This window comes from Actinoplanes sp. NPDC020271 (assembly GCF_044388125.1).
In the GTDB taxonomy this organism is placed as follows: domain Bacteria; phylum Actinomycetota; class Actinomycetes; order Mycobacteriales; family Micromonosporaceae; genus Actinoplanes.
The window spans coordinates 1-6,279 of record NZ_JBIRWQ010000071.1 but is presented as its reverse complement, the minus strand read 5'-3'; the positions used below and the strand labels follow the sequence as shown (position 1 = coordinate 6,279).

Below are 6,279 nucleotides of genomic sequence, written 5' to 3'. Positions count from 1 at the left end.
TGCAGCACATCGTGGCGACCGACCGGCCGCCACGCCGGGGTCAGCAGACCCAACTCGACATCCACACCGACGTGCTGATCATGACCCGCAGCGCGACGGAGAACGGAGGCAGCGATGGCTGACGACACTTTGCCAGTCACCTCGGTCTGGCTGACCTGCCAGCAACCGGCACGTGAGCAGCGCCGGGGCCGCTACGTCCCGGAAACCTCCACCCACCCGGGCAAGATGCTGCCGAACCTGGCCGCCCACGCGATCAGCTCGTTCACCGCCCCCGGTGACCTGGTGCTCGATCCGATGGCCGGATCCGGCACCACCTTGGTCGAGGCCATGCACCTGGGCCGCGACGCGATCGGTATCGACATCGAGCCCCGGTTCACCACGCTGGCCGAGCAGAACATCGCCCTGGCTTCGTCGCAGGGCGCGGCCGGCACCGGGAAGGTCATCAACGGCGACGCCACGGGACTGCTCGATCTGGTCCCGGCGTCCGCGCTCGGCCGGGTGGGACTCGTGCTCACCTCACCGCCGTACGGGCGCGGGACTCACGGGCTCGTACGGGCGGACAGTACCGGGGTACGCAAGCGGGACCACCTCTATGGGGACCGGGAACGCGGCAACCTCGCCTATGCGGGATGGTCCCGCTTGCTCGACGGGTTCGCCACGATCCTGGCCGCCTCGTCCTCGCTGCTGCGTCCCGGCGGGACCGTGGTGATCACCTGCCGACCGGTACGCCGCCAGCGGGACGACCTGATCGACCTTCCCGGCGAACTACTCGCCGTCGCCCGGTCGGCGGGACTGGTCCCGGTGCAGCGGTGCGCGGCGATGCTCGCCGCCGTCCGTGACGGGCAGATCGTGCACCGCGCCTCCATGTTCGGGCTCATGGCCGTACGCCGAGCCCGCGCCGAAGGCATCCCCGTGCACCTCATCGCGCACGAGGATGTGCTCGTCCTACGGCGCTGCTGAAACCGCTTGAGTTCCCACGAACCCAAGCGCTCCTGCGGCGCGGCCGAGTGTCCGTACTGCTCAGGCCCCTTTTCCCGCAGTGAAGCCTCGGCGCCGTCCGCAGCCCGACGCGGTGCCGAGGCCGCGCCTCTGGGACCGTCACGTTATCCGTGGTGGCGGCCCTATCGCTGACCACCGCGTCTAACCTGACAGGCCCGTGCGGCGGCGCATCCGAAACCTGACAGGTGCCGTAGGGCCAGAAACCGGGGAACCTGTCAGGGCCGCCCGGTCACCTGTCAGGGCCGCCCGATTCGCTGCCCGCGCCAGCGTCGCGATCTCATCGGTCACCAGCCGACTGCCGGTGACCGGTGGGCCGCATCCCGCGCCTTCGGGCGCGGGACTCTACGGGACCGGCCGCCGTCGGACGAGTCCCGGCGGCGGATCCCGCTCCAGCTCGGCCGCCCAGCGGGACCGCCGGCTGCGGGGAGTCCCGTCGAGCGGGACTTCCGCCGGTGTCCCGCACCGTCCCGCTCGAGTGCCGGGACCTGACAGGGACTGCGGGACGCCCCGGCTGACAGGTTCTGCCAGACCGGACGATCTGACAGCCGGGCACCGCGACCCACCAGTCCTCATACGCTGAAGGTTCTCTTCTTTCTCTGTGTGCCCTGATCCCCTGCCTCGCGCGACGGCATCGCGCCCACCATCACGGTCGGCCGCCGCCGCCAGCCTCGGATCCGGCACCCAAATACCGACGTCCTCCGCTGACGCGGCCAGGGCACGGTAGCGCACACCCCTTTTCCCGCCCGGCGGCTATCACCTGATGGCCGCCTTCTTGCTGTCCGTAGGAGGACGACATGCTCCAACCCGCCTGGTACCTGTCCGACACCGAATGGTGGGGCCTGCTCGACGACGCGCCGCAGCTCGACGACGACCACCAGGCCGTCATCGACCAGCTCTCCAGCGTTCTCCCCGACGGGGCCACCAGCCCGGCGCTCACCGTCGCCGCGACGTTCCTGCTCGTGATCGCCGCCGACTACCTCAACACCACGATGGGCTGGGCCGCCAAGGGCATCGACCTGTCCGAGCTGCCTCGGCTGCTGTGCGGCCTCAATCTCGCCCAGGCGCACCTGACCCAGATGATCCAGCGCATCGCCGCGCACACCAGCGCCCGCGCCTTCCCCGGCTCCGCCGAGGCACCGGCTGACGTGCTGCGAGCGATCACCGACAGCCTCAGCGCCGCCGGCGCCAACAGCGAGCTGGTCGCGGCGCACCTCAAAGAGGCGCACCTTCGGCTGCACGGACTCACGCAGTAGCGGCCAGACCCGAATCGTCGAAGGGACACCTGATGAGTCTGTATGGCCTCACTGCGCGACCTGGCTTCGAGCGCTACACCGTCCGGATCGGCTGGGATCCGCACCGCACCCTGTTCTGCACTGTCGCGGATTTCAGCTGGGACGAGGACACCGATCCCGACAACCCGCCGGACTTCGTCCAGCTCGGACGGCTGGAGACGATCCTCGATCCCGCCGTCGTCGTCGCCGCTGTCGAGCCGTACGCGCTGATCCCGGACGACCTGATCGCCCGGCTGCGCAACGACATGGACGCCCACCCCGTCCGGCGGCCTCCGTACCACCCCTGACCCGGTTACGCCCCGCGTAACCGCTCGCACCACCTCTTCGGCCGTGCCCGGCCGACCGCGCAACCCCGCGCATCCTTCCGGGCACGGCCGATTCGGCGTGCCCGGATTCCACCCCTGATGGATGGAGGAATCCCATGCCGCACCCCGAGCCCGCTACGCCGCGCCATCACTTCGCCGCGCCTTCGCGCCGCCAGCGTCCGGAAGTAGCCCCGCAGGTTCTTGCCCTGCTCGACCGCGCCCAGCACGGCGACCGCGACGCGTTCGCGGAGTTGTACCTCGCCTTCCGCGAGCCGGTCACCCGGTACGTGGCCGTCCGGCTGCGAGGACGCGACCGCGACGCAATCGACGACCTCGTGCAAGAGGCGTTCACCAGCGCCCTGGCGGATCTGTCCGCCGCGCTGCTCGACGTGCGCGGCTGGTTCATCTGGCACGCCGCGAAGGCGTGCAACCAGCACGACTGGTCCCGACGCCGCTACGTACGCGCCGCGTACGCCGTCCGCGACCACGAGCCCGCCCCGGCCGCCCCGGCAGCCGCCGGGCCGCCCGCCCGGCTCGGCCGGATCACCTTCGCCCACGCGATGGCGAAGTTGACCGGCGCCCAGCGCCGCGCGATCCAGCTGCGCTACCTCGACGGCTACCCCCGCGACGCCGCTGCCCACGCCATGAACCGCAGCACCGAAGCCGTCCGCGACCTGGAACGGCGCGGCCTGCGTCAGCTCCAAGCAGCCCTCACCGCTGCGCCCGTCGCGGCATGAATCCAACTCACAAACCAGCGAAAGGCCCACTGATGACGCTGTTCTACATCGCCGTCTACCACAACAACGACAGCCGGTTCTTCCCGTACGAGCCCGGCCACACCCTCACCAAGGTCATCTCCCACTGGCGGCACTTCCCCGACCAGACCAGTCTCGAAGACGTCGGTGAGTGGGCTTACCGGGTGTTCAACGACGACCTCGACAGCCTGCAGGGCCGCCGGGGCTACCCCGACCGCGGCGGCGAGCTGGACTTCCTGCTCGCCTGCACCTACCGGCTGCTGAAGCTGCGCTCCCTGTCGGCCGGCGACGTCCTCGGTATCACCACCGAGCAGAACACAACCTTCCTGGCGTGCGAGTTCAACGGATGGCGGGTCATCCCGATCCCCAGCAACCGCAGCGGCAAAGGGCTGACCGCTGAGGCCATCTACCAGCACCTACGCAAAGGTCGCCGGGGGTAATCACCGCCGCCATCTCCTCGGAGACTGCACCAGCGCCACCTGAACGCCGCTCTCGCCGGGCCACCGGTCGTGTCACGAATTCCCTCCTCAGACTCACGAAAGGCTCAACCGTGACCCTGTTCAAAATCGACGTATACCGAAACACCGACAGCCAACTTTTCCCATACGAGCCTGGCCACGCCCTCACCAAGATCCTGAACCACTGGCGGGACCTCCCCGCTGAAACCAGCCCAGAAGCGATCGCCTCGCACATCCGCTTCGTGATGAGCATCGACCTCGGCTACTTGGAATCCGGCCGCGGCGAGGACTGCGCGCTCCCTGGCGTCGCCCACCCCCACAGCGACGGCGAGGGCGACACGGACTTCCTGCTCGCCTGTACGTTGAGGCTGCTAGGACGAGCAGGCATGGGATCCGGCGACGTCGTCGGAGTCACTGCCAACGACATCACGGTGTTCCTAACGACCGATGACTCGTGCAGTCCCTTCCAATGGCGACGCATCAACCCGCCCCGGAATGTCGCCGGGTACGGGCTGACCGCCGAGGTCATCTACCAATACCTGCGCGGGGGCAGCCGTGCGTGACCACCCCTGCCACCAGCACCGGCCCGGCCAGCACACCGACGAATGCCTGACCGGCGACTGCGGCTTCTGCGGCACCAGCCTCACCGCCGTCGCATCCGGCGAATGCCGCGCCTGTCTGCGGATCGTCTGCGAAAAGTGCGATGCCGGATACCAGATCGACCTCGGCCCGATCTGCCAGCCGTGCGCCCCGGCCGCGCCCACCAGCCCGGCCGCCGACGGCGAACAGCAGGAGTACCGGCTGTGCGTGTTCGAGTTTGACCTGTCCTGCGGCCACACCGCCACCGTCGCGATGACCGGCTGGTACCCCGTCACCGTCAGCTGCTGTGACCGGCTCGGCGGCACCATCCTGCGCGGCGACTACCGGCCGTTCGCCTCTGACATCGACTACGTCAGGGGCGTGACCGAAAGCTACGAGCTACGGCCGAAGGGCAGCCCGCCCGGCTCCACACAGGTGATCGGCCGGCGGCCCCGCACCGACGAGCCTTACCCGTCGCCGTACCCGGGCATCGAGGGCTCCGCTGGACGGTACCCCGCGCGCGTCGGCGCCACCTGGAGTCTCGACGGCTCGACCGCGACGCCCGAGACGACCTGACCCGGGCCGCCGCGCACGGCGACCCGAAGCACAAAAACGGCCCGCCAAAGGCGGGCCGTCGTCGTATCAGGAACCCGGGACGCCTCGCCTCGAAAACGTGCGTCCCGGGTTTCTCCATCGGAATGGAGGAACCCAGTGTTCACCACACCCGTCGTGATCGCCACCCTCGTGGCGGCCACGCTCGGAGCCGCCACCGGCTTCCTGATCAGCCGCAGGGCAACCCGGCCGATCATCGCCCAGCTGCGCGACGAGCTGGCCGACGCCGTCTGGCAGCTCACCCACGACCCGCTCACCGGCCTGCACAACCGCACCGGCCTGCGGGCCATCAACACCGCCACCGCCGCCTCCGGCCAGCACCGACAGATGATCGCCGTACTCATCGACCTCGACCTGTTCAAACAAGTCAACGACGCCTACGGCCACGACGCCGGAGACGACCTGCTCAAAGCGACCGCCACCCGGATCGGACAACTCGCCGCCCTCTACGGCGGACACGCCGCGCGGCTCTCCGGCGACGAGTTCACCATCATCGCGCCGTTGGACACCGACAGGCTTGACCAAATGGCTCTGTTGCTCACCAGCGTCATCGCCGAACCCATCGAGGTCCGCGCCGACGACGGGCCGATCACCGTCAAGACCACCGCGAGCATCGGCCTCGCCGTCGGCTCAAGCACCGACCTGCTCGAAGGTGTCGCCCTGCACTACGCCGACATCGCCATGTATCACGCCAAGCAGCAGGGCGGGGACAGGTACGTCTTCCACCGGCCCGGCATGGCGATGCCCGGCTACCGGCCGCGCCGAGGACCCCGCCTCCGCGACCGGCGCCGCACCCAGACCGGGGGCGGCGAATGAACCTCACGAGGCGGATGGCCTGCGCCACGTGCCGCCGAGTCCTCACCGAGGACCGGCACGGCGACCAGGTCGAATACCGCCATCCCGTTGTCGAAGCACCGCACGACGTAGTCCCCGTGGACGCCGACCACGTCCGGCGACCCTTCGACCGGTGCCACACATGTACCGACGAGCTGCCAGTCTGGAACTACCGGACTGGTCTCATCCAATTCCTAGCGCTCGAAGCCGGAATCCTCCGGACCTACAACGACCAATGGCACGTCTGCTACCGGTGCGCTCAGCACATCGAAGCCGACGACATCGGCGGCCTCACTGCCCGGTGTGCAGGCATCGTGGGATGGCGGGCCGGCAGCGACGAGTACACACAATGAGGTTCCCCCTCGGGACCGGACATCTCGAAACCAGACAGCAGTCTGGGGAAGGATGTCCCGGTGCCTCGTCCCTCGAAGTATCCCGAGCAGTT

Annotated in this window: 9 protein-coding genes; all 9 read left to right on the top strand. The window is 69.2% G+C overall.

The features are described from left to right. The first annotated feature begins 114 nt into the window (after positions 1 to 114). Complete coding sequence (locus ACH442_RS47765) at positions 115 to 960, top strand: TRM11 family SAM-dependent methyltransferase (protein WP_396344877.1); 846 nt, start codon at positions 115 to 117, stop codon at positions 958 to 960. An 833-nt stretch (positions 961 to 1,793) separates the two neighbouring features. Next, positions 1,794 to 2,252, top strand: coding sequence for a hypothetical protein (locus ACH442_RS47760; protein ID WP_396344876.1), 459 nt, complete (start codon positions 1,794 to 1,796; stop codon positions 2,250 to 2,252). Positions 2,253 to 2,284: 32 nt separating this feature from the next. Then, the gene (locus ACH442_RS47755) at positions 2,285 to 2,578 is read left to right on the top strand and encodes a hypothetical protein (RefSeq protein ID WP_396344875.1); all 294 of its coding nucleotides are present in this window, start codon (positions 2,285 to 2,287) and stop codon (positions 2,576 to 2,578) included. Positions 2,579 to 2,712: 134 nt separating this feature from the next. After that, positions 2,713 to 3,333 carry an RNA polymerase sigma factor gene (locus ACH442_RS47750; protein WP_396344874.1) on the top strand — a complete coding sequence of 207 codons (621 nt, stop codon included), beginning with the start codon at positions 2,713 to 2,715 and terminating at the stop codon, positions 3,331 to 3,333. Between the two features lie 32 nt (positions 3,334 to 3,365). Beyond that, complete coding sequence (locus ACH442_RS47745) at positions 3,366 to 3,791, top strand: hypothetical protein (RefSeq protein WP_396344873.1); 426 nt, start codon at positions 3,366 to 3,368, stop codon at positions 3,789 to 3,791. Between the two features lie 110 nt (positions 3,792 to 3,901). Next, complete coding sequence (locus ACH442_RS47740; RefSeq protein WP_396344872.1) at positions 3,902 to 4,372, top strand: hypothetical protein; 471 nt, start codon at positions 3,902 to 3,904, stop codon at positions 4,370 to 4,372. Then, positions 4,365 to 4,964, top strand: a complete 600-nt coding sequence (locus tag ACH442_RS47735) for a hypothetical protein (protein WP_396344871.1) — start codon at positions 4,365 to 4,367, stop codon at positions 4,962 to 4,964. The genes ACH442_RS47740 and ACH442_RS47735 overlap by 8 nt, the downstream gene beginning before the upstream one ends. Before the next feature lie 135 nt (positions 4,965 to 5,099). Continuing rightward, a complete protein-coding gene (locus tag ACH442_RS47730; RefSeq protein ID WP_396344870.1) occupies positions 5,100 to 5,816 on the top strand; it encodes a diguanylate cyclase domain-containing protein in 717 nt (238 codons plus the stop codon). Next, entirely contained in the window at positions 5,813 to 6,187 is a 375-nt protein-coding gene (locus ACH442_RS47725) for a hypothetical protein (protein WP_396344869.1), read from the top strand. The genes ACH442_RS47730 and ACH442_RS47725 overlap by 4 nt, the downstream gene beginning before the upstream one ends. Positions 6,188 to 6,279 lie beyond the last annotated feature (92 nt).

What these genes read in the sequence shown, in the direction of transcription:
- ACH442_RS47755 (WP_396344875.1), top strand. Translation starts at nt 2,285, where the DNA reads ATGAGTCTGTATGGCCTCACTGCGCGACCTGGCTTCGAGCGCTACACC.
- ACH442_RS47725 (WP_396344869.1), top strand. Translation starts at nt 5,813, where the DNA reads ATGAACCTCACGAGGCGGATGGCCTGCGCCACGTGCCGCCGAGTCCTC.
- ACH442_RS47750 (WP_396344874.1), top strand. Translation starts at nt 2,713, where the DNA reads ATGCCGCACCCCGAGCCCGCTACGCCGCGCCATCACTTCGCCGCGCCT.
- ACH442_RS47765 (WP_396344877.1), top strand. Translation starts at nt 115, where the DNA reads ATGGCTGACGACACTTTGCCAGTCACCTCGGTCTGGCTGACCTGCCAG.
- ACH442_RS47760 (WP_396344876.1), top strand. Translation starts at nt 1,794, where the DNA reads ATGCTCCAACCCGCCTGGTACCTGTCCGACACCGAATGGTGGGGCCTG.
- ACH442_RS47745 (WP_396344873.1), top strand. Translation starts at nt 3,366, where the DNA reads ATGACGCTGTTCTACATCGCCGTCTACCACAACAACGACAGCCGGTTC.